Source organism: Steroidobacter cummioxidans, assembly GCF_003104955.1.
This window is the reverse complement of record NZ_LSRW01000121.1, coordinates 1-20297: the sequence shown is the minus strand read 5'-3', so window position 1 is coordinate 20297 and position 20297 is coordinate 1. Positions and strand designations below refer to the sequence as shown.

At 63.2% G+C, this 20297-nt stretch carries 24 protein-coding genes; 3 read left to right on the top strand and 21 right to left on the bottom strand.

All coding sequences use genetic code 11. From position 1 onward, the window contains the following. Positions 1–18 precede the first annotated feature (18 nt). The 13 genes from lepB to D0550_RS37055 all read right to left on the bottom strand — a co-directional run bounded on the left by lepB (position 19) and on the right by D0550_RS37055 (position 9842). Complete coding sequence (lepB, locus tag D0550_RS34240) at positions 19–819, bottom strand: signal peptidase I (protein ID WP_116813720.1); 801 nt, start codon at positions 817–819, stop codon at positions 19–21. A gap of 11 nt (positions 820–830) precedes the next feature. After that, on the bottom strand, positions 831–2633 hold the full coding sequence (gene lepA / locus D0550_RS34235; protein WP_116813718.1) for a translation elongation factor 4: 1803 nt from the start codon (positions 2631–2633) through the stop codon (positions 831–833). A 112-nt stretch (positions 2634–2745) separates the two neighbouring features. Next, positions 2746–2979 carry a glutaredoxin family protein gene (locus tag D0550_RS34230; RefSeq protein ID WP_116813716.1) on the bottom strand — a complete coding sequence of 78 codons (234 nt, stop codon included), beginning with the start codon at positions 2977–2979 and terminating at the stop codon, positions 2746–2748. Continuing rightward, on the bottom strand, positions 2979–4040 hold the full coding sequence (locus D0550_RS34225) for a MucB/RseB C-terminal domain-containing protein (RefSeq protein ID WP_161966226.1): 1062 nt from the start codon (positions 4038–4040) through the stop codon (positions 2979–2981). Before D0550_RS34225 ends, D0550_RS34230 begins: the two co-directional genes overlap by 1 nt. Before the next feature lie 26 nt (positions 4041–4066). Further along, entirely contained in the window at positions 4067–4762 is a 696-nt protein-coding gene (locus D0550_RS34220; RefSeq protein WP_161966225.1) for a sigma-E factor negative regulatory protein, read from the bottom strand. 71 nt (positions 4763–4833) lie between these two features. After that, a complete protein-coding gene (rpoE, locus tag D0550_RS34215; protein ID WP_116813712.1) occupies positions 4834–5415 on the bottom strand; it encodes an RNA polymerase sigma factor RpoE in 582 nt (193 codons plus the stop codon). A 151-nt stretch (positions 5416–5566) separates the two neighbouring features. After that, positions 5567–5923 (bottom strand): hypothetical protein, encoded by a 357-nt coding sequence (locus D0550_RS34775; RefSeq protein ID WP_153067483.1) that lies wholly within the window; start codon positions 5921–5923, stop codon positions 5567–5569. A gap of 67 nt (positions 5924–5990) precedes the next feature. Continuing rightward, positions 5991–6257 carry an FAD assembly factor SdhE gene (locus D0550_RS34210; protein ID WP_153067482.1) on the bottom strand — a complete coding sequence of 89 codons (267 nt, stop codon included), beginning with the start codon at positions 6255–6257 and terminating at the stop codon, positions 5991–5993. Beyond that, the gene (locus tag D0550_RS34205) at positions 6257–7039 is read right to left on the bottom strand and encodes a succinate dehydrogenase iron-sulfur subunit (protein ID WP_116813709.1); all 783 of its coding nucleotides are present in this window, start codon (positions 7037–7039) and stop codon (positions 6257–6259) included. The genes D0550_RS34210 and D0550_RS34205 overlap by 1 nt, the downstream gene beginning before the upstream one ends. A gap of 2 nt (positions 7040–7041) precedes the next feature. Beyond that, positions 7042–8826, bottom strand: coding sequence for a succinate dehydrogenase flavoprotein subunit (gene sdhA / locus D0550_RS34200; protein ID WP_116813708.1), 1785 nt, complete (start codon positions 8824–8826; stop codon positions 7042–7044). Next, the gene (gene sdhD, locus D0550_RS34195; RefSeq protein ID WP_116813706.1) at positions 8823–9209 is read right to left on the bottom strand and encodes a succinate dehydrogenase, hydrophobic membrane anchor protein; all 387 of its coding nucleotides are present in this window, start codon (positions 9207–9209) and stop codon (positions 8823–8825) included. The genes sdhA and sdhD overlap by 4 nt, the downstream gene beginning before the upstream one ends. After that, positions 9206–9601 carry a succinate dehydrogenase, cytochrome b556 subunit gene (gene sdhC / locus D0550_RS34190; RefSeq protein ID WP_116813705.1) on the bottom strand — a complete coding sequence of 132 codons (396 nt, stop codon included), beginning with the start codon at positions 9599–9601 and terminating at the stop codon, positions 9206–9208. The genes sdhD and sdhC overlap by 4 nt, the downstream gene beginning before the upstream one ends. Before the next feature lie 34 nt (positions 9602–9635). Then, positions 9636–9842 (bottom strand): DUF1674 domain-containing protein, encoded by a 207-nt coding sequence (locus D0550_RS37055; protein WP_116813703.1) that lies wholly within the window; start codon positions 9840–9842, stop codon positions 9636–9638. A 116-nt stretch (positions 9843–9958) separates the two neighbouring features. On the opposite strand from D0550_RS37055, the gene ygfZ reads away from it, so the two are divergent. Continuing rightward, positions 9959–10849 carry a CAF17-like 4Fe-4S cluster assembly/insertion protein YgfZ gene (ygfZ, locus tag D0550_RS34180; RefSeq protein ID WP_116813702.1) on the top strand — a complete coding sequence of 297 codons (891 nt, stop codon included), beginning with the start codon at positions 9959–9961 and terminating at the stop codon, positions 10847–10849. Positions 10850–10896: 47 nt separating this feature from the next. Here the strand turns inward: ygfZ and lysS are convergent, their stop codons facing one another. From lysS to D0550_RS34160, 4 genes are all read right to left on the bottom strand, one after another. Then, entirely contained in the window at positions 10897–12420 is a 1524-nt protein-coding gene (gene lysS, locus D0550_RS34175) for a lysine--tRNA ligase (RefSeq protein ID WP_116813700.1), read from the bottom strand. A 3-nt stretch (positions 12421–12423) separates the two neighbouring features. Next, a protein-coding gene (gene prfB, locus D0550_RS34170; protein ID WP_116813699.1) for a peptide chain release factor 2 occupies positions 12424–13519 on the bottom strand; the annotation gives its coding sequence in 2 pieces (ribosomal slippage) (positions 12424–13455 and positions 13457–13519; 1095 coding nt in all). Positions 13520–13586: 67 nt separating this feature from the next. Next, complete coding sequence (gene recJ / locus D0550_RS34165; RefSeq protein ID WP_116813698.1) at positions 13587–15329, bottom strand: single-stranded-DNA-specific exonuclease RecJ; 1743 nt, start codon at positions 15327–15329, stop codon at positions 13587–13589. After that, positions 15323–16324, bottom strand: a complete 1002-nt coding sequence (locus D0550_RS34160) for a hypothetical protein (protein WP_116813697.1) — start codon at positions 16322–16324, stop codon at positions 15323–15325. The genes recJ and D0550_RS34160 overlap by 7 nt, the downstream gene beginning before the upstream one ends. A gap of 40 nt (positions 16325–16364) precedes the next feature. Between D0550_RS34160 and D0550_RS34155 the strand changes: the two genes are divergently transcribed. Further along, positions 16365–16742, top strand: a complete 378-nt coding sequence (locus D0550_RS34155; protein ID WP_116813695.1) for an Mth938-like domain-containing protein — start codon at positions 16365–16367, stop codon at positions 16740–16742. A gap of 361 nt (positions 16743–17103) precedes the next feature. On the opposite strand, the gene D0550_RS34150 is transcribed toward D0550_RS34155, so the two are convergent. The 3 genes from D0550_RS34150 to surE are packed head-to-tail and all read right to left on the bottom strand — an operon-like array spanning position 17104 to position 19282. After that, the gene (locus D0550_RS34150) at positions 17104–17793 is read right to left on the bottom strand and encodes a peptidoglycan DD-metalloendopeptidase family protein (RefSeq protein ID WP_206606726.1); all 690 of its coding nucleotides are present in this window, start codon (positions 17791–17793) and stop codon (positions 17104–17106) included. Between the two features lie 38 nt (positions 17794–17831). Then, a complete protein-coding gene (locus tag D0550_RS34145) occupies positions 17832–18518 on the bottom strand; it encodes a protein-L-isoaspartate(D-aspartate) O-methyltransferase (RefSeq protein WP_116813692.1) in 687 nt (228 codons plus the stop codon). Further along, positions 18515–19282, bottom strand: coding sequence for a 5'/3'-nucleotidase SurE (surE, locus tag D0550_RS34140; protein WP_116813691.1), 768 nt, complete (start codon positions 19280–19282; stop codon positions 18515–18517). Before surE ends, D0550_RS34145 begins: the two co-directional genes overlap by 4 nt. A gap of 134 nt (positions 19283–19416) precedes the next feature. Between surE and D0550_RS34135 the strand changes: the two genes are divergently transcribed. After that, positions 19417–19950 (top strand): Smr/MutS family protein, encoded by a 534-nt coding sequence (locus tag D0550_RS34135; RefSeq protein ID WP_241521011.1) that lies wholly within the window; start codon positions 19417–19419, stop codon positions 19948–19950. A gap of 4 nt (positions 19951–19954) precedes the next feature. Here the strand turns inward: D0550_RS34135 and truD are convergent. Further along, the coding region (gene truD, locus D0550_RS34130; protein ID WP_116813689.1) for a tRNA pseudouridine(13) synthase TruD at positions 19955–20297 on the bottom strand (343 nt) is incomplete at its 5' end.

Genomic DNA, 20297 nt, shown 5'->3' with positions numbered 1-20297 from the left:
GCGCGAAAGATACTCCAATCAACGAATTGGAGCGCCGATTCGGTCCCAGATTGGCGCGTTCGGCAGGTCCCAATTGAGCCAGATCCGGACCGCCTTACCCACCAGATTGCGCTCCGGCACGAAGCCAACCTCGAAAAAGCGGCTGTCCTTACTGTTGTCGCGGTTGTCGCCCATGAAGAAGTAATGGCCGGCAGGCACCACCTGGTCGTAGTCCCGGCCCTCACCGTCCATCCGGCCCGGCAGATACAGCACATTGTGATCGACGCTGCCGAGGTGCTCGACTGCCAGCGTCGCACCGGTATGGCCGTGGCCCGCATAGGTGCCGACGATTTCGGTCTGGACGCGCTCGCCGTTGATGTACAGGTTCTGGCCGCGCACCACGATGTGGTCGCCCGGCAGTCCAACCAACCGCTTGATGTAGTTGGTCGCCGGATCGCGCGGCAGGCGGAACACGATCACGTCGCCCCGCTGCGGCTCGCCGATCGGCACGATCTTGCTGTTGACCACCGGCAGTCTCAGCCCATAGGAGAACTTGTTGACGAAGATGAAATCGCCGTTCAGCAGCGTCGGCATCATCGAATCGGAAGGAATACGGAACGGCTCGAACAGGAACGAGCGGATCAGCAGCACGATCAGGATGACGGGAAAGAACGAGCGCGCGTACTCGACCACCATCGGCTCGCGCACATTGTCCGGCGCCACACCCTTGGCGGTGGCCGCAGCCACCCGCTGCGGTTTGAAGGCCACCGAGTCGATACCCCAGATCAGGCCGGTCAGCAACGTTGCCGCGACCAGAATGAAAGAGAAGTCGAAGATCATGCTTTGTCCGTTTATTCTTTCTTGGCCTTGCCCACCTGCAGAACGGCGAGGAACGCCTCCTGCGGGATTTCGACCGAGCCCACCTGCTTCATCCGCTTCTTGCCTTCTTTCTGCTTCTCCAGCAGCTTGCGCTTACGCGAGATGTCGCCGCCGTAGCACTTGGCCAGAACGTTTTTACGCAGCGCCTTCACGGTCGCGCGCGCGACCACATGACTGCCGATCGCCGCCTGGACCGCGATCTCGAACTGCTGCCGGGGGATCAGCTCCTGCATCTTGTCGACCAGCTCGCGGCCGCGGTGATACGCGTTATCGCGATGCACGATCAAGGACAACGCATCGACCCGATCGCCGTTGATCAGCACGTCCAGCTTCACCAGCGGCGCGGTCTCGAAGCGGTTGAATTCGTAATCGAACGAAGCGTAGCCGCGGCTCACCGACTTGAGGCGATCGAAGAAGTCGAGCACCACTTCGGCCATCGGCATTTCGTATTGCAAAGAGACCTGGTTGCCGACGTACAGCATCTTGGTCTGCCTGCCGCGCTTTTCCGAGCACAGCGTGATCACCGCGCCGACGTACTCCGGCGGCAGCAGAATGTTCGCTGTGATGATGGGCTCACGCAGATCCTCGATCTCGTTGCTCGGCGGCAGCTTCGAAGGATTGTCGACGTTGATGACGGTGCCATCGGTCTTCAGGATCTCGTATACCACCGTGGGCGCGCTGGTGATGAGGTCCAGGTTGTACTCGCGTTCCAATCGCTCCTGCACGATATCCATGTGCAGCAGGCCCAGAAAGCCGATACGGAAGCCGAAGCCGAGCGCCGTCGAGACTTCCGGCTCGTAGTGCAGAGCCGAGTCATTGAGCTTGAGTTTGGCGAGCGCGTCTCTGAAATTTTCGTAATCGTCGGACTGCACCGGGAACAAGCCGGCGAACACGCGCGGCTGCACTTGTTTGAAACCGGCCAGCGGCTCGCTCGCCGGACGAGCGTCGAGCGTGATGGTGTCGCCCACCGGCGCGCCATTGATCTCCTTGATACCGGCGATGACGAAGCCGACTTCACCGGTCTCGAGCGTCTCGCTCGCCTTGGACTTGGGGGTGAAGCGGCCGAGCTTGTCGACGGTATGCGCGCGGCCCGTCGACCACATGCGAATCTTCTGGCCCATGCGCAACGAGCCGTTCACCACGCGCACCAGCGACACGACGCCGACGTAATTGTCGAACCACGAGTCGATGATCAACGCCTGTAGCGGCGCGTCCGGATCGCCCTTCGGCGGCGGAATGCGCGCGATCAAGTGCTCCAGCAGCTCAGGTACGTTCTCACCGGTTTTCGCGCTGACGCGCAGTGCATCGCCCGCCTCGATGCCGATGATTTCTTCGATCTCCTTGATGACGCGGTCCGGCTCGGCCGACGGCAGATCGATCTTGTTGAGCACCGGTACGACTTCGAGGCCTTGCTCGAGGGCCGTGTAGCAGTTCGCGACGCTCTGCGCCTCGACACCCTGCGCCGCATCCACGACCAGCAGCGCGCCCTCGCACGCGGCCAGGGAACGAGACACCTCGTAGGAAAAGTCCACGTGGCCCGGCGTATCGATCATGTTCAGCAGATACGTCTGACCGTCGCGCGCCTGGTAACGCAGCGACACGCTCGTCGCCTTGATGGTGATGCCCCGCTCGCGCTCCAGATCCATGGAGTCGAGCACCTGCGCCTCCATCTCGCGCTTTTCCAGGCCGCCGGTCAATTGAATGAAGCGGTCGGCGAGCGTGGACTTGCCGTGATCGATATGGGCAATGATCGAGAAGTTGCGGATCAGCTTCATCTGCAAAGGCTTGTAATTGCTGGCCGAGGACTGGCCGGCGGCGGCGGATTATAGCGGGGTTGCGGCCCGGCGGTGGGCGTATAGCACCAGGTGAGGCTGGCGCCCTAAGCCGTCAGCGGATCTGGCGGACCCGGTCCCGGTTCAGACGGTAATCGCAGACGAAGTCGCCGTCGGCCAGTAGAACGGGCACCCGGTGACCGTATTTGCGGGCCAGGTCCGGATCCCCGTCGACATCGACCACGCTGACCTGCGCGGCCTCGGCCGGGCTCAATTCTTCAGCCAGCTCCGTCAGTAATTGCTCGCACAGGCTGCATTCGGCCCGGCTGAGCACCGTCCAGGTCGTCATTACTGCTGGGGCGGCGGCGGACCCGCGGGATGCTGGTTCGGCAGTTGCGCCGCTGGCGGCGGAGCAGCCGGCGTCGCGGGCGCTGGGACCGTCCTGGCCTCGTCCTTGGTGACGCTGGCGGCGATCGCCTCCAGGGTGACCGGCGGCACTTCGCCTACCGCCGTGACCTGATGGCCGTCCATTGCACGCGAGAAGGCAAAGGCGGCGCCGACCTTGGCCAGCCCTCGCAGGGGCTGCGCCTGGGGGTCAGCCGGCTCGATGAACACCGACACCGACGCCAGGCCGTCCGAATACACCAGGTGCTGCACCGGGACATTGGAGCCGGCGATCAATTGAATGCGCCACGCCGTCAGCCGGAAGCCCGCGGGCAGGCGAATCACGCCCCACCCTCCGACCTGACCCGCAGCCAGTTGCGGCTGCACGTCCTGCCGGATCCAGCGAAAACCTTCGCCAGAAATCGATGGCTTGAGACTGTCGGCGGGAATACGGTCGCGGAAGTTCAGCTCCGCGAACAGGATCTGCTCGATGACCCTGCCCTCGCGATCGCACAGCTGCGACTTCAGCGGCATGGCCGTTTCATCGTCCAGCCACAGGCGATAGCCATAACGGAACTGGTCGCGCGGCGTGACATTGATCACCTGCGTACGACGCCCCAGCGCCTTGGTGAACGGGCCACGCTCGATGTTGTAGTGAGCTTCGAGCTCCTCGTTGTACGCCGGCACGGCGGCGAGCAGCGTGTTGTCGTCGGTGCGCTTTTCCACCAGCACCGTGCGCCGGTCCGGCAGATAGCAAACGACCTCACTCTGGTTGCGGATGATCTCGCGGCCGCTGCCGTCGAGGGACACCAGCCGCTCGGTCACTTTGCCCTTATCGACGCGGTGATAGATCCGCATCGCTTCGGAGCGCGAATCACGCAAGTGGAAGAAGCGGCCCTCGTAGTTGCGGGTGGCGAGCGCTTCCGACATGCGCTCGAGCCACTGGCGGGCTTCGCGGTCCCCGGCGTGCGCCGTGGATAGCACCGCGAGCAAGGCGGCGATCAGACCAACCGGCCATCTCATCATGGGGGCAGTGGCTCGCTGCACAGCCATCAGCGTTCCGGAGAGCCGTCGTCGATGGACATCTTGATCTCGGCTTCGCCGGACTCCAGAGCCTGGGCTTCTGCGTCATCGGCCAGCACGCCACTCAATACCGAGCGACGACCGAGCGGCGAGGAATATTCACTGTGCGCGACTACGTAGTTGGTGAGGCGAGTCGCGGGAATGAATGCGGACCTGGTAGTAGAGGTCGGCACCACGTAACTGGACGCAGGATCCGAGGAGACCATAGCCTCATTCGCAGCCGGCTGATTCGCTGCGATCAATGGCGCGCCCACCGGCGCGAGATCCGACTGACCCGTCGGCTGGATGGTGAACACTGCCACGGCGGCGACGCCGGCCGCGATGGCCATGCCGGCCGCGGGACGCAGATAACGAGCGGTAGCGGGAGAAATTCCAGAAGTGCGCGCGACGGCCGGTTGCTGAACGACCTTGGGTCGGACCATCGGCACCGGGGTCTCGGCTTGGACCGGCTCGGCGGCCACGGCGGCCATGACCTTGCTGGCGAAATCGGGGGACGCAACTGCCGGACGCTCGGCCCGCATCGCCTCGCCGATCAGGGAGTAGCGGCCGATGGCAGCACGCAGCTCAGCGCCACGCCCCACCCTCTTCAACAGCAGATCCAGCTCGGCCGGCGGCAATTCGCCGTCCAGGCAAGCAGAAAGCTGTTCGTTCAGAGCATCCGTCATGCTGTCACCACGATCGTCATCGCCCATCCAATTTGCCACAACTCGACACCTGCCGGACCGCTCAACGCCACTCAATCGAGTAGCGGCTTGAGCTTTTTGTCGATGGCCTCGCGCGCCCGGAAAATCCGGGATCGCACCGTACCCACCGGGCAATCCATCGCTTCGGCAATCTCCTCGTACGACAGCCCTTCCAACTCGCGCAGCACGATGGCCGTGCGCAGGTCTTCAGGCAGTTGCTCCATGGCCTCCTCGACCACGGCGCGAATCTCGTCGGTCAGCAGCACTCCCTCGGGAGTGTCCGCTTCCTTCAGTTTCGCCTGCCGGTCGTACTGGTCCGGATCCTGCAGATCCAGATCGAAGTCCACCGGCCGGCGGCGTTGCGACACCAGCGCGTTCTTCGCCGTGTTGATCGCGATCCGATACAACCATGTATAGAACGCACTGTCGCCGCGAAACGATGCCAGCGCCCGATACGCCTTGAGGAACGCCTCCTGGGCAACATCCTCGGCTTCGGCGGCGTCGTTCACGAAGCGCCCTACCAGCTTCAACACACGGTGCTGGTATTTCAGCACCAGCAGATTGAATGCCGTCTGGTCGCCCGCCTGTACGCGCCGGACCAGCTCCTGGTCGGTGTCATCCGGGTTGGTCGTCAAGCGCTCGCTCCCTGCCCGACCGGCGGAAGTGCGCTCATCGGCAACGCCACGACTGCCTCCATAGACTGGCGAACCGCGCGAAAGTTCTGCGGGACATAAGTGTTCCTGAACACTCGCTGAGCGATTGCGTGACCGCGTTCAAAAATCATCGTCACGCACCGATCAAACCAGTCCGGCAGACTGATTCCAGCCGTAGACGCACGCTCAGCCGACGCAGCTCCAGGGGTAGTACGTCGCCCGTCAGTATCAACATCGAGCGATTTCCGGCACCGGTGTGCCAGCGAAGCCACAACCAACGGCTCCCGGCGCGCGATTCGGCGGACAACGTTGCGGGAATATTTTTCCTGGTGGCGCTGGAGAGGATCCAGCGACCGTCGGACAACCAGCTGACAGTCGTCAACCGGCGGGCCCCGTCGAGCCATCCTTGCGACCATAGGCCAAGCCCGACCACGGCGGTAGCAACTACAAAAAAGAGTGCGGCGGATAACGCCGGCAGTGGCAGAAGCATGCTTGTCGCCGCGACTCCCAACAGCGCGAGCGCGCCCAGCCGCCGCTCGGAGCGACGGCCCCGAACGTCAAGCGTCAGCGCCCTGCTTGGCGGCTGGGTTGCGGAGTATGGCAATGACATGCGCCCAATCCGGATCGTCCGGGACCTCTCGTTGCACTACGTAGGCGAACAGCTGCGGGTCTGGCGCCTCGAGCAATGCTACGAAGGCCTGTTGTTCGGCAGCCGGGGCGGAAGGATACCGTTCCTGCAGATAGCGTTCGAGCAGCACGTCCAACTCGCGCATGCCCCGCCGGCAACGCCAGCGGAGCTGTCCCACGGTCGGATTATCGCTCATCAAATACGCCGCTCGGCCATCTTCTTCTTGATCTCGGCGATGGCCTTGGCCGGGTTCAGGTCCTTCGGACAGGCCTCGGTGCAGTTCATGATGGTATGGCAGCGATACAGCTTGAACGGGTCTTCCAGGTCATCCAGGCGTTCGCCGGTGGCCTCGTCGCGGGTATCCACGATCCACCGATAAGCCGCCAGCAGCGCCGCAGGCCCCAGGTAACGATCGCCGTTCCACCAGTAGCTCGGGCACGAGGTGGAGCAGCAGGCGCACAGAATACAGGCCGCCGGACGATCGATCTTTTCCTGATCTTCCTTCGACTGCAGCCGCTCGCGATCCGGCGGCGCCGGCGTGCGGGTCTGCAGCCAGGGCTTCACCGACGCGTACTGCGCGTAGAAATTCGTGAGATCCGGCACCAGATCCTTGATCACCGGCATGTGCGGCAGCGGGAAAATCTTCACCGTGCCCTTCACGTCCTCGGTGGCGCGCGTGCACGCCAGCGTATTCACGCCGTCGATGTTCATTGCGCACGAGCCGCAAATACCTTCGCGGCACGAACGGCGGAACGTCAGCGTTGGATCGATCTCGTTTTTGATCTTGATCAGCGCATCGAGCACCATCGGACCGCACGACGACATGTCCACTTCGTACGTGTCGTAGCGCGGGTTCTGACCGGACTCCGGATCGAAGCGGTAGATGCGGAAGCTCCGCACGTCTTTGGCACCCGCCGGCGCCGGGTAGGTCTTGCCGACACCGACAACCGAGTTCTTGGGAAGACGGAATTGCGCCATGGTCAGTACACCCTCGCCTTGGGCGGCACGACTTCTACGTCGTTGGTCAGTGTGTTCAAGTGCACCGGGCGGTAGTCGAGCGACACCTTGCCCTGCGGATCCACCCACGAGAGGGTGTGTTTCATCCAGTTGACGTCGTCACGCTCCGGATAGTCTTCGTGGGCGTGTGCGCCACGGCTTTCCTTGCGGTTCTCGGCGGAAACGATGGTCGCCACGGCCTGACTGCGCAGGTTGTCGAGCTCCAGCGTTTCGATCAGATCGGTGTTCCACACCATGCCGCGGTCGCTGACGTTGACTTCGTCGAACGACTTGAACACTTCCTGCATCTTCTGCACGCCCTCGACGAGCGATTCGGAAGTGCGGAACACGGCCGCGTGGTTCTGCATCACGCGCTGCATGTTCAGGCGAATGTCGGCCGTCTTGAGCGAGCCCTTGGCATGACGGAACTTGTCGATGCGGCTGAGCGCGAGGTCGCCTGCATCCTTCGGCAGCGGCCGATGCCGTGTATTCGGCTTGACGATCTCGGCGGCATGACGCGCCGCTTCGCGGCCGAACACCACCAGGTCGAGCAGCGAGTTCGAGCCCAGACGATTCGCGCCGTGCACGGACACGCACGCCGCCTCGCCCACCGCCATCAAGCCCGGCACGACCGAGTCGGGATTGCCGTTCTTCAGTGTCACGACTTCGCCGTGATAGTTCGCCGGGACGCCGCCCATGTTGTAGTGAACGGTCGGCAGCACGGGAATCGGCTGCTTGGTCACGTCGACGCCGGCGAAGATCTTCGCGGTCTCGGCGATGCCCGGCAGACGCTCGTGAATCACTTCGGCACCGAGGTGCTCGAGGTGCAGGAAGATGTGATCTTTGTGAGCACCGACGCCGCGGCCTTCGCGAATCTCCATGGTCATGGAGCGGCTGACCACGTCGCGTGACGCCAGGTCCTTCGCGTTCGGCGCATAACGTTCCATGAAACGCTCGCCCTGCGAGTTACGCAGAATGCCGCCTTCGCCACGCACGCCTTCGGTGATCAAACATCCGGCGCCGTAGATGCCGGTCGGATGGAACTGCACGAACTCCATGTCCTGCATCGGCAAGCCGGCGCGCAACACCATGCCGCCGCCGTCGCCCGTGCAAGTGTGAGCGGACGTACAAGAGAAGTACGCGCGGCCATAGCCGCCGGTCGCAAGAATCGTCTGATGACCGAGGAAGCGATGCAGCGTGCCGTCCGCCATGTTGATCGCGACGACGCCGCGGCACTCGCCATTCTCCATGATCAGATCGACAGCGAAATATTCGATGAAGAACTGCGCTTCGTGACGCAGTGCCTGCTGATACAACGTATGCAGCATCGCATGACCGGTGCGGTCCGCCGCTGCGCAAGTGCGCTGCGCGGTGCCCTTGCCGTAGTGCGTCGTCATGCCGCCGAACGGACGCTGATAAATGCGACCGTCATCGGTACGTGAGAACGGCACACCGTAGTGCTCCAGCTCGATCACCGCGCCGGGCGCCTCTTTGCACATGAACTCGATGGCGTCCTGGTCGCCGAGCCAGTCGGAGCCCTTGACGGTGTCATACATGTGCCAACGCCAATCGTCCTCGCCCATGTTGCCGAGCGCGGCGCTGATGCCGCCCTGTGCGGCCACCGTGTGGCTACGGGTCGGAAACACCTTGGTCAAACACGCGACCGACAAACCGGAATGCGCCAGACCGAAAGTGGCTCGCAGGCCAGCGCCGCCGGCGCCGACCACGACCACGTCGTAGTTGTGATCGATGAACTGATACGCGCTCATGCGGCGCTCCCGAAGGCAATGCGCAGCACGGAGAAAATGCCGAGAGCGCCGAGAAGGAAATGAATGAACTGCAGAACGATCTTGGTGGCGATCTTGGCACCGTGGCTGGCCACGTAATCCTCGACCACTTCGTTCACGCCCAGCATCGAGTGATACAGCATGGTGCCGACCAACAGCGACAACAGCACTGCGTTGACGGGCGCTGCGATCCAAGCCGTGACGGTCGCATAGCTCACATCAGGCATGCGCACCAATGCGAACACGAACCACAGACCGAGCAGCACCAGCGCCACCGACGAGACGCGCAGCGCCCACCAGTGACCGACGCCGTCGCCCGCCGCGCCCAGTCCCAGAACCCGTCCTACCGGACTGCGCAGACTCATACTTCACCCCGGCGCACGAGCACGACCCAGAACAACGCGGTCAACGCCACCGCTCCCAGGAACGCGACCCAGCCGCTGGTGCGCGCCTTCTTCTTCTCGAAGCCGTGGCCGGTGTCCCAGGCCAGGTGACGTACGCCGTTCAACAGGTGATAGAAGAACGCAAACGAAAAACCGACCAACGCGGTTTTGGTCAGCGGACTGGCGAACACCGCCTGCGCCGAGGCGTAGGCCTCAGGCCCGCTGGCAGCGGCGACCAGCCAATAGACAAACAGCAGCAAACCGACGGAGAGCGCACAGCCCGTGGCCCGGTGCAAGATCGACAGCGTATTGGTGTACTGCCATCGATACATCATGAACGGCGACAACGGCCGCTCGTACTTGGGATTGCTCATTGTGAGTAATGGCCTGAATTACGGACAAGGCGGATCAAAAATCGATGCAACGGCCGGCTTTTTCCCAATCGCCGAAGCGAGTCGGCTCCGGCCCGTCGCGGCCGCCGATCTCTTTGGGTGCCTGCTCGCCGGCGGCACCTGGCGCGCGCGGCTCGGTCCCTGTCTCGGTCGCAGCCGAAACATCCTGCCTTGGGCGCTCGGCCCCGGCGGGTGAATCTGGCCGCAAATTTGTATCTGGCATGGAACCGGACGATGATGTCAGTGACCGTTCAAACGGGCGGTAGTGTGCCAGAACCCCCCGGGGGCCGGAACGCTGCCCTTATCTTTTGTGGCGATGCTTGATTTCGGATTTCACGAATGTCTGTCCCTGTTTCCGCTGCGGCCCGCGCCGGCCTGCCTGTGAGCCCCCTGACAAGGCTCGACACGATTATGGTGAGCGGCGCCGACGCGCGCGCCTACTTGCAAGGTCAGCTGACGGCCGATCTGGACACGCTCGATTCGAATCGAGTGCAACTGACCTGCTGCAATTCCCCGCAGGGCCGCGTCCAAGCGGTGTTTTGGATGGTGGCGCGCACCGACGGCATTGCCTTGGTGCTGCCTGCGGCGCTCGTCGACAGCACGGTGCTGCGTCTACGCAAGTATGTGCTGCGGGCCAAAGCGAAGATCGAGCGTGCCCCCCATCTCCAGGTCGGCGTTGCGCCCCGCTCGGCTCTGCCCGCTGATGTGACTTTGGATGCAGCAGGGTCGCATCGAGAGATCGATGGTGTGAGTTACTTCACATTGCCCGGGGTGGCAGACGTGTTGGTGCTCGGTTCGCTGTCCGCCCCTTCCAATGCCGCGCACGAACATCAGTGGCATGTGGCTCAAGTACGAGCCGGACTGCCGCAGGTTTATCCCGAAACTCACGAAGCCTTCGTGGCGCAGATGCTGAATATCGATCTGCTCGGCGGGATCAGCTTTGAGAAAGGCTGCTACACCGGCCAGGAAATCATTGCCCGCACTCATTTCCGCGGAGCGGTCAAGCGACGGATGTTTCTATTTCACAGCGCGGCGGCGGCGCCTGCGCCCGGGACGCGTGTGTTAGCTGGGGAACAACACGCGGGCGATGTGGTGGATGCCGTCGCGACCGAGAACGGATCTGACGTGTTGGCGGTCATCAGCCTGGCGCAGCTGAATAGCGAGCTGCGCATCGATGGGCAGGATGCTGTGCTGGCGCGGGCGACGATGCCGTATTCGCCGACTGAGTAAGAGACAAGGCTGCGCGCGACGCGAAGCGTCGCGCGCTAGCAAGTCGCTCAGGTCTCAGGCCGCATGTACGGGAACAAGAGCACATCGCGAATCGACGGTGAGTTGGTAAACAACATCACCAACCGATCGATACCGATGCCCAAGCCCGCCGTCGGCGGCAAACCGTACTCCAGCGCGCGGATGTAATCGGCGTCGTACTGCATGGCCTCTTCATCGCCTGCGGTCTTGCGCGCCAACTGATCCTTGAACCGCTGCGCCTGATCCTCGGGATCGTTGAGCTCCGAGAAGCCGTTGGCGATCTCACGACCGCCGATGAAGAACTCGAACCGATCCGTGATGAACGGATCCGAGTCATTGCGCCGGGACAACGGCGACACCTCGGTCGGATAGCCATAAACGAACGTCGGCGCGAGCAGCCGATGCTCGGCCGTCTTCTCGAAGATCTCGATCTGCAGCTTGCCCGGGCCATCGCCCTGCCCGTACGGCACGCCGATGCTGTCGCAGTGAGCACGCAGGTATTCCAGGTCACGCAGCCTGGCGCGCTCGATCCCCGGATTGAAGTGCACGACCAGATCCTCGACCGTCACGCGACGGAACGGCTGGCCGAAGTCGAACACCTCGCCCTGATATTCGATCTGCCGCTTGCCAAGGATGGTGTCGCACAGGCCCTGACACATGCGCTCGACCAGGTTCATCAGATCGGTGTAGTCCGCGTACGCCTGATACAACTCCAGCATCGTGAACTCGGGATTGTGTCGCGTCGACACGCCCTCGTTACGGAAGTTGCGATTGATCTCATAGACGCGCTCGAAGCCACCGACCACCAGACGCTTCAGATAAAGCTCCGGCGCAATGCGCAGATACAAATCGATGTCGAGCTGGTTGTGATGTGTGACGAACGGCTTCGCCACCGCGCCGCCGGCGATCGCCTGCATCATCGGCGTCTCGACTTCGAGGAAGTCCAAGGCGTCGAGGAAGTCACGCAGATACTTCACCAACCGCGTGCGTGTCTTGAACGTCTGCCGGCTTTCCGGGCTGACGATGAGATCGACGTAGCGCTGCCGATAGCGCGTTTCCTGATCCGACAGACCGTGCCACTTGTCCGGCAGCGGTCGCAGCGACTTGGTGAGCAGACGCAGCTTCTCGACCTTCACCGACAGCTCGCCGGTCTTGGTGATGAACAGCGTGCCTTCCGCGCCGAGCACGTCGCCCACGTCCCAGGACTTGAACTCGTCATACGTCGGGCCGATGGCGGCGCTCTGCAGGAACAGCTGAATCTCACCGCTGCGATCGGCGATCTTGGCGAAGCTGGCCTTGCCCATGACGCGCTTGCTCATCATGCGGCCGCCGACCTTGACCCGCACCGTGTTCTGATCGAACCAGGTGGGCTCGCGATCGCCGTACGCCACCAGCAACTGATCGGCCAACGCATCGCGACGGAAATCGTTGGGAAAGCCGTTGGCCCCGGGGCCACGCAGCTTGTCGAGCTTGGCGCGCCGCTCGGCGATCAGCTTGTTCTCATCGACTGGCTCGGCAGCCGGCGCATGGGAGGTCTTGGTGTTTTCGGACATGTTTTACAGGCCCTGCTTCAGGCTGGCTTCCAGGAACGGGTCGAGGTCGCCGTCGAGCACCTTGTCGGTGGCGCCGATTTCAACGTTGGTGCGCAGATCTTTGATGCGCGACTGATCCAGCACGTACGAGCGAATCTGGTTGCCCCAGCTCACATCGGACTTGGCGTCCTCGAGCACCTTGGCAGCGGCGTTGCGCTTGTTCACTTCCAGCTCGTACAACTTCGCCTTCAGCATCTTCATCGCCTTGTCGCGGTTCTTGTGCTGACTGCGCTCGGCCTGACAGGCCACCACGATGCCGGTGGGCATGTGGGTGATACGCACGGCGGATTCGGTCTTGTTGACGTGCTGACCGCCGGCGCCGCTGGAGCGGTACACGTCGGTCTTCAGGTCCGCGGGATTGATATCGATCTGAATGTCATCGTCGATTTCCGGCGAGACGAACACCGACGCGAACGACGTGTGCCGCCGCGCGTTCGAATCGAACGGCGACTTGCGGACCAGGCGATGCACGCCCGTCTCGGTGCGCAGCCAGCCATAGGCATAGTCGCCGCTGAAGTTGATCGTGCAGCTCTTGATGCCCGCAACTTCGCCGTCGCTCACATCGACGACTTCGGTCTTGAAACCATGCTGATCGCCCCAGCGCAGGTACATTCGCATCAGCATGCTCGCCCAGTCCTGCGCCTCGGTGCCGCCGGCACCCGACTGAATGTCCAGGAAGCAGCTGTGCGGGTCCATCTGGCCCGGGAACATGCGCTGGAATTCCAGCTTCTTGAGGTGCGCATCGATGCCGGCGAGGTCACGCTCCACATCGGCAACGGCGCCAGGCTCGTTCTCGGCGATGGCCATCTCCAGCAGCTCGCTGGCGTCGGTCAGGCCCTGCGTGACCTTGTCCAACGTGCCGACCACCTGCTCCAGGCGCGCGCGCTCCTTGCCCAGTTCCTGGGCCCGGTCGGGCGTATTCCAGATGGCAGGGTCTTCCAGTTCGCGGCTTACTTCCGCGAGACGGTCGCTCTTGGTGTCGTAGTCAAAGAAACCTCCTGAGCGCCCCGCTGCGCTCGGTGAGGTCTTCGATGAAACGGCGAATGGGATTGGTTTCCATGTCTTGAGCGTGGCGTCGAGCGCGGGCAATTCAATTGCGGGAGGCGGATCCTAGCAAAAACCGACGCTCAAAGGACCCGCAAATACTCGACCACCAGCTGCAGGCGCTCCGAGCCGTTGAACCGGTTCACGTCCAGGCGATAGGCCAGCTCGACCCGGGAATCGGGCTGCACGTGCGGCGCGTCGTCGTGATCGAAGTGACGGAACGCAATCGCCTCGCAGCTCGCGGCAGCACCTACGGGCCCGTCGCCGGACACGCTCCTCACCTCCAGCTTCAAATGCCGCTCGCCGAGGATGCGCACGTGACGAACCTCGAAGCAGCCATCGAACAGCGGCTCGGGAAAGTTCTGGCCCCAAGGGCCGGCCTGCTGCAGCAGCCGCGCGACATCGAGCGTCAGCTCGTCCTGTTGCAGGCTGCCGTCGGAGTGCACGATGCCGATGGTGTCGTCGATGCTCATCCAGCGACGCACCTCGGCGTCGAACTCGGCGCGGAACACTTCGAGCGTCGCGGCCGGCAAGGTCAGCCCCGCCGCCATTGCGTGGCCGCCGAACTTCTCGATCAACCCAGGATGACGGGTCGCGACCGCATCGAGCACATCACGGATGTGAACGCCCGAGATCGAGCGCGCCGAGCCTTTCAACGTAGTCGCATCCGCACGCGCCAGCGCGATGACCGGGCGATTGACCCGCTCCTTCACGCGCGACGCCACCAGACCGACCACCCCCTGGTGCCACGACTCGTCGAACAAACATAGACCCAGCGGCAGCTGCGGATCTTCGGCGCGCATATCGGCAATCGCCATCAGCGCTTCCTGCTGCATCTGCAGCTCGAGCTCCTTGCGATCGCTGTTCAACTGCGTCAGCCGCGCCGCGAGCATGCGCGCCATGTTGGGATCGTCGGTCAGCAAACATTGAATGCCGATGGACATGTCGTCCAAGCGGCCGGCCGCATTCAAGCGAGGACCGATCTGGAAGCCGAGATGAGCAGCGACCACCTGCGACGGAACGCAATTCGCTGCTTCGGCCAAAGCGAGAATGCCCGCGACACAGCGGCCCGCACGAATGCGACGCAGTCCCTGATGCACCAGCACGCGATTGTTTCTATCGAGCGGCACGAGATCGGCAACCGTGCCGAGCGCGACCAGATCGAGCAGTTCGGCAATCGCTGGCGGATTCGCGCACAGCCCGCGGTCCTGCATGGCGCGGGTCAGTGCCGCCATCAAATAAAACGCCACGCCAACGCCGGCGAGCGCCTTGCTGGGAAACGTATCGCCCGGCGCATTGGGATTCACGATGGCGTTCGCGGCCGGCACCGTTTCGGGCGCGAGGTGATGATCGGTGATCAATGTTTCGATGCCCAGCGACGTGGCCGTAGCCACGCCGGCATGACTCGAAATGCCGTTGTCGACGGTGACGATCAATCCCGGCTTCGCTTCCGCCGCGAGCTGCACGATCCCGGGCGTCAGGCCATAGCCGTACTGAAAGCGATTGGGCACCAGGAAATCGACGTGCTTGAAACCGAGCCGTCGCATCTGACGCACCACCAGCGCCGTGCTGGTCGCGCCGTCGGCATCGAAATCTCCGACGACCACGATGCGACTGCCGCGACGGAAGTGTTCACAGAGCAAATCGACTGCGGCGTCGATGCCGCCGAGTCGACTCACCGGAATCAAGCGCGCGAGACCGAGATCGAGGTCGTCGGCTTCATTGACGCCGCGGTTCGCATATAAGCGTTTGAGCAGTGGATGCAGATCGCCGGGCAACGCAGCCAACCCGCCCGCCTCGCGGCGGCGAATAGTTCGGTTCAACATGCGGCCCAGTTCGCCGGTTGCAAATCACGACGCCACAGTTTGAACATGTCTGCGCGATGGGTGACGACCTGCCAGCCGTCGAATATCACCGTGAGTCTGGCTATGGCACCGCTCATCAATGCACGGCTCAGCGGCGCGAGCCACTGCGTATCGAGCGTCTCTGCATTCGTCACGTCGATCATTGCGACCGACGGGCCGCTGAGTTGCGACAGCAGCTCGCTGACATTCGTCGCAGCTGGTTTCACCGGCTGGCCGTGCAAACAATAGATACCACGCAAATAAACATCGTCGCCGCAGGCGGCGGGCAAAGCCAGTGCGCTTACATTTGCGCTCACGTCACTCAACATTCCTTCCCCATGCAACCAGATCGCATTCAGCGCCGGCAGCCCGCGCAGCTGGCGCTGCGTATTGACCGGATGCTCGTGTAACAACATCTGCAGCTCGGTCATCAAGCGTCGCAGTCCGCCCGCATCCCGGCCGTGCGGCAGAATGTCTTCCATAGGATTTGCAGCAGCAAAGTCGGGACTGACGGTCTGTACTTGCAGCGGCGCTTCGCTGCGCAGGAGCCATTCGCCCTGCGCCCCATCGTGCAACTCGAAACCCGTGGACTGTAGATGATCGACGAACGTCGGTGTCAACGACTTGCGTTCAGCAACGCTCATGCGCGCGTGCCCGTGCAGAGGCACCGTGGTCAGTCGATCCAGACCCGCGGCGAAGTGTATAGGCTGGGCACGCACCCAAAAACCGTCGGCACGTTCACCACCGAGGCCAGTGCGAATGACCGCCGCACTGGGATACTTATCGGCAACGCCGCGGAGTTGAAGTGCCTCGAGGATGGCCGCATGCAATGCGTCCTGGCGGGCATCGATCGGTCGCTTGCTCGCCGAGCCCCGGCCGGCGAGACGCGCCAGCTGCGGCCACTGAGCGGCACCTTGCTCGTCCCCGGGGCGTAAGGGATTCAATCCGGAAACGATCAGAGTCAGCGTCTTCAACATCTTCAGCGCAGCGGCTTTCGACCTGCGCTATGGTAGCCGAATGAAACTCACCGACGAGAAAATTGCTGGCATCAACCTGATCCGCTCCTACGCCCCCGGCGAGGTGCGTATCGGCGAGACCGTGATCCGCGGCAGCTGCCTGGTGAAAGCGGATCAGATCATCAGCGACTGGCGGCCGCGCAGCGTCGCCGAGCTGTCGCTCGACGATCTGCAGCCGGTGCTTGCGCTGCAGCCCGAAGTGATCGTGATCGGCTCGGGCGAGAAACAGGAATTCCCCTCGCCCGAAGTACTGGGGGCCGTGATGTCGCGAGGGATCGGCTGCGAAGTGATGGCTACAGGCGCGGCGTGCCGCACCTATAACATCCTGGCAAGCGAAGGACGCACCGTGGTGGCGGCGCTACTGTTGAATAACAGCTAGAAGAACATCTCCCGGTCACCCTGCCGAAGCAGGATGACCGGGAGAAGACGCGAGGGACTGAAGATCGTTCGACCCAACTCGCCCGGTGCGCTCCACTGGAGTCGTCGCCTGGACGGAATATTCTTATTATTTTGCTTTTGTTCTTCTTCGCGCTGTTTCCTCGAATCCCCCTCCGCCCCCGCGTCTTCTCCCTGTCACCCGGCTGGGTGGTTTTTGGGAGGACGCATTGGGGGCGGATTTAGACACACGCTAGCGTATTGCGCAACCCTTGTTCGCATCGCGAAAGTGCGGGGGGCCGAATGCAATGATTCGGCTGCAATGATCTGCAATGATCGGGCCAGCGCACAGCACGTTGTGCCGCTCACCGTTGCGGCAGCAATGTCAGCGGATTGCCCGGCGTGCCATTGATCCGAATCTCGAAATACAGCTGCGGCGAGCCCTGCGGACCGTTGCCCATGGTCGCGATCCGCTGCCCCGCCGTCACCGCGTCGCCTTCCTTGATCGCCACCGATTGCAGGTGCCCGTAGGCGCTCAGATATGTTTCGTTGTGCTTAACGATGATCAGCTGGCCATAACCCAGTAGCCCGGAACCCGTATAAACAACGCGGCCTGGACCTGCGGCGCGCACCTCATCGCCGAGTCGCCCTGCGATCATCAGCCCGTGACCACCGTTGGGTCGCGATGTGAGCGTTGCTGTTCCCTGGTTCACGGGCCATCGCCATGGCACGGGCGGCCCCTTCGGAATCGGCGCCTGTCGAGGTGTCGACGGTGTGGAGCGCTGTGCTTTCGGTGGAGGCGCTTTGCGCGCAGAGGTGGCCCCTGCTTTCGGGGCAGGCGATGCAGTGCGCGCACTGCTCGCACCAGGCGGAGACAGCCGCAGCGTCTGCCCCGGGTAAATCACATAATCCCGACCGATGCGGTTCCATCGCGCCAGATCTTTGTAATCGAGCTTGTGACGAAACGCGATGGAGTACAGCGTGTCGCCGCGCTTGACGGTATAGGTAGCGGCACGCTCCGGAGTGGACGCACAGCCCGCCAGCAGGGCCAGCACGAGCACGCCCAGCGTGAGCCACCGGGACGGCGCAGAAATCAGTTCAAACCCTTCAGCAGCGGCACGAAACTGACCAAGCCCAATGTCTCCTTGTGAAACTCCTCGCCGCGACGAGTGATGCGCACCAACTGCTGACGACCTTCCGGACCCACCGGCGCGATCAGTCGCCCGCCCTGCGCGAGCTGTTGAAACAACACGTCCGGAATCGCGAGCGGCGCGGCCGCCATCAGAATGGCGTCATACGGCGCGTGCCCGCTCCAGCCCTGAAAGCCGTCGCCGTGACGTAAATGGACATTGGATATATTCAGTTCCCGCAAGCGTTGCCGCGCGCGTTCCTGAAGGGCACCGATGCGCTCGATGCTATAGATGAACCGCACCAGCGGCGACATCACTGCGGTTTGATAACCGCAGCCAGTGCCGATCTCCAGCACTTTGCCTGGCGTGCCCGCTTCGATCATCGCTTCGGTCATGCGCGCGACGACGAAAGGTTGTGAGATCGTTTGGCCGTGTCCGATCGGTAACGCTGTATCTTCGTAGGCCCGCGTCGCGAGCGCTTCATCGACGAACAAGTGACGCGGCACATTGCGAATCTGATCGAGCACCGCTGCATTCACGATGCCCTGATCGCGCAGACGCTGCACCAAACGTTCGCGCGTGCGCGCCGATGTCATGCCGATGCCGGCACGATTACCACTGTTGTTCCTCGGTGGCGCCGGTGGCTTCATTCAGCCCGTCCCTGTAGCCAGTTGCGCATGTCATCGAGCATCGAATGACGCGTGAGATCGATCTGCAGCGGCGTCACCGACACATAGTTGTTCGCCACCGCATGGAAGTCCGTACCCGGCCCCGAATCCTGACTGCCACCGGCAGGACCGACCCAATACACCGGCCGACCCCGCGGATCCGCCATGCGAACGATGGGCTCGGAGCGATGACGGAATCCCAGGCGCGTCGCCTGATAGCCTCGCAACTGATCGTAGGGAACATCGGGCACGTTCACATTGAGGATGGTCGCCTGATGCAGCGGCGAGCGCTGCACGCGCATCACCAGTTCGGCGGCGACGCGCGCCGCGGTCTCGAAGTGATTGCCTGAGTCCGGCTGAATGACCAGCGACACGGCGATGGCCGGCAGGCCGAGAAAGCGCCCCTCGATGGCGGCCGCCACCGTGCCCGAATAGAGCACGTCATCCCCCAGGTTGGCGCCATCGTTGATGCCGGAGACCACCATGTCGTGGTCGCTCTCACCCTCGAACAGGCCGGAGATCGCCAGGTGCACGCAATCGGTGGGCGTCCCATTGACGACCAGATAGCGGCGCTCGTCGAATGGCTGCACGCGCAACGGCATGTCCAGCGTCAGTGAGTTACTGGCACCGCTACGGTTGCGGTCGGGCGCGACCACGGTAATGTCGGCAAGCGGCGTAAGCGCTTCATCGAGGGCACGCAGGCCCTCGGCGCGGTAGCCGTCGTCGTTGCTGAGAAGAATCTTCATGCATTCATGAATGGGGGCGGCGCGGAACTATACTGGAATCTAGTCGAACGCTGGGTGAGCCCGGATGCTTTTCGAGGCGAACGACAGTACACGGGGCCAACGCTCCAGGGATGGCTACTTGAGGTGACGCTGGGGTGAACGACGATCGGGATCATGACCAGACCTTTCGGGACGCGATGCGCGACGTACGCCGTTTGCGTGACACCAGCAAGCGTGCCCCGTCCCCGCCCAAACCGCCGCCGCGAGCGCGCTTTACCCGGGCGGATCAGCAGGAAGTCCTGAGAGAGAGCCTGCTGCCGCCCAGCGACGAGGCCATGCTCGCGACCGGCGACGAGCTCAGCTTTCGCCGCCCGCACGTGCCCGAGGCGGTGCTGGTCAAGCTGCGGCGGGGCCACTACACCGTCGACGCCGAGCTCGACCTGCACGGCATGACCGGCGCCGAAGCCAAGGCGGCCATGCGCGAATTCCTCACCGAAGCGGTGAACCGCCGCTCGAGCTGTGTCCGCATCATTCACGGCAAGGGTCGCGGCTCCGGCCCGCGGGGCCCGGTGCTGAAGAACGTCGTGAATCAGTGGCTGCAAAGGATCGACAACATCCAGGCCTTCGGCTCGGCTCGACAGGTGGACGGCGGCAGTGGCGCCGTCTACGTGCTGCTGCGAGTGAAGTGACCAATCAGACATCGGCTTCGGGGGTCTCGGCCTGAAATGCGTTGCTGATCAGCTCGTGCAGCACGGCCGTCGCGAACGAGCCGCGCTGCAGACGAAACTGCAGATGCACGTCGGCGCCCTCGATGCGCCACTTCAATTCTCGCACCGGCACGCGCAACGGCCGACGTTCGGGTTCCAGCCTGGCCTTGGACAACCCCGCTGCGAGCACCGCGTATCGCTGAGCAGCCTCGGTCTCCAGCGTCGCAGTCGCGCCCTTCGAGAGTAGTGCATCGCCGTGCCACATCGGCCCGGTGGGATGCACATCGAGCTGCTGGCAGCGATCACGAAGTGTGTCGTCGATGGTCTCC

Coding starts and splice junctions, on each gene's coding strand:
- lepB (WP_116813720.1), bottom strand. CDS start 819: ATGATCTTCGACTTCTCTTTCATTCTGGTCGCGGCAACGTTGCTGACC.
- lepA (WP_116813718.1), bottom strand. CDS start 2,633: ATGAAGCTGATCCGCAACTTCTCGATCATTGCCCATATCGATCACGGC.
- D0550_RS34230 (WP_116813716.1), bottom strand. CDS start 2,979: ATGACGACCTGGACGGTGCTCAGCCGGGCCGAATGCAGCCTGTGCGAG.
- D0550_RS34225 (WP_161966226.1), bottom strand. CDS start 4,040: ATGATGAGATGGCCGGTTGGTCTGATCGCCGCCTTGCTCGCGGTGCTA.
- D0550_RS34220 (WP_161966225.1), bottom strand. CDS start 4,762: ATGACGGATGCTCTGAACGAACAGCTTTCTGCTTGCCTGGACGGCGAA.
- D0550_RS34775 (WP_153067483.1), bottom strand. CDS start 5,923: ATGCTTCTGCCACTGCCGGCGTTATCCGCCGCACTCTTTTTTGTAGTT.
- D0550_RS34210 (WP_153067482.1), bottom strand. CDS start 6,257: ATGAGCGATAATCCGACCGTGGGACAGCTCCGCTGGCGTTGCCGGCGG.
- D0550_RS34205 (WP_116813709.1), bottom strand. CDS start 7,039: ATGGCGCAATTCCGTCTTCCCAAGAACTCGGTTGTCGGTGTCGGCAAG.
- sdhA (WP_116813708.1), bottom strand. CDS start 8,826: ATGAGCGCGTATCAGTTCATCGATCACAACTACGACGTGGTCGTGGTC.
- sdhD (WP_116813706.1), bottom strand. CDS start 9,209: ATGAGTCTGCGCAGTCCGGTAGGACGGGTTCTGGGACTGGGCGCGGCG.
- sdhC (WP_116813705.1), bottom strand. CDS start 9,601: ATGAGCAATCCCAAGTACGAGCGGCCGTTGTCGCCGTTCATGATGTAT.
- D0550_RS37055 (WP_116813703.1), bottom strand. CDS start 9,842: ATGCCAGATACAAATTTGCGGCCAGATTCACCCGCCGGGGCCGAGCGC.
- ygfZ (WP_116813702.1), top strand. CDS start 9,959: ATGTCTGTCCCTGTTTCCGCTGCGGCCCGCGCCGGCCTGCCTGTGAGC.
- lysS (WP_116813700.1), bottom strand. CDS start 12,420: ATGTCCGAAAACACCAAGACCTCCCATGCGCCGGCTGCCGAGCCAGTC.
- recJ (WP_116813698.1), bottom strand. CDS start 15,329: ATGTTGAACCGAACTATTCGCCGCCGCGAGGCGGGCGGGTTGGCTGCG.
- D0550_RS34160 (WP_116813697.1), bottom strand. CDS start 16,324: ATGTTGAAGACGCTGACTCTGATCGTTTCCGGATTGAATCCCTTACGC.
- D0550_RS34155 (WP_116813695.1), top strand. CDS start 16,365: ATGAAACTCACCGACGAGAAAATTGCTGGCATCAACCTGATCCGCTCC.
- D0550_RS34145 (WP_116813692.1), bottom strand. CDS start 18,518: ATGAAGCCACCGGCGCCACCGAGGAACAACAGTGGTAATCGTGCCGGC.
- surE (WP_116813691.1), bottom strand. CDS start 19,282: ATGAAGATTCTTCTCAGCAACGACGACGGCTACCGCGCCGAGGGCCTG.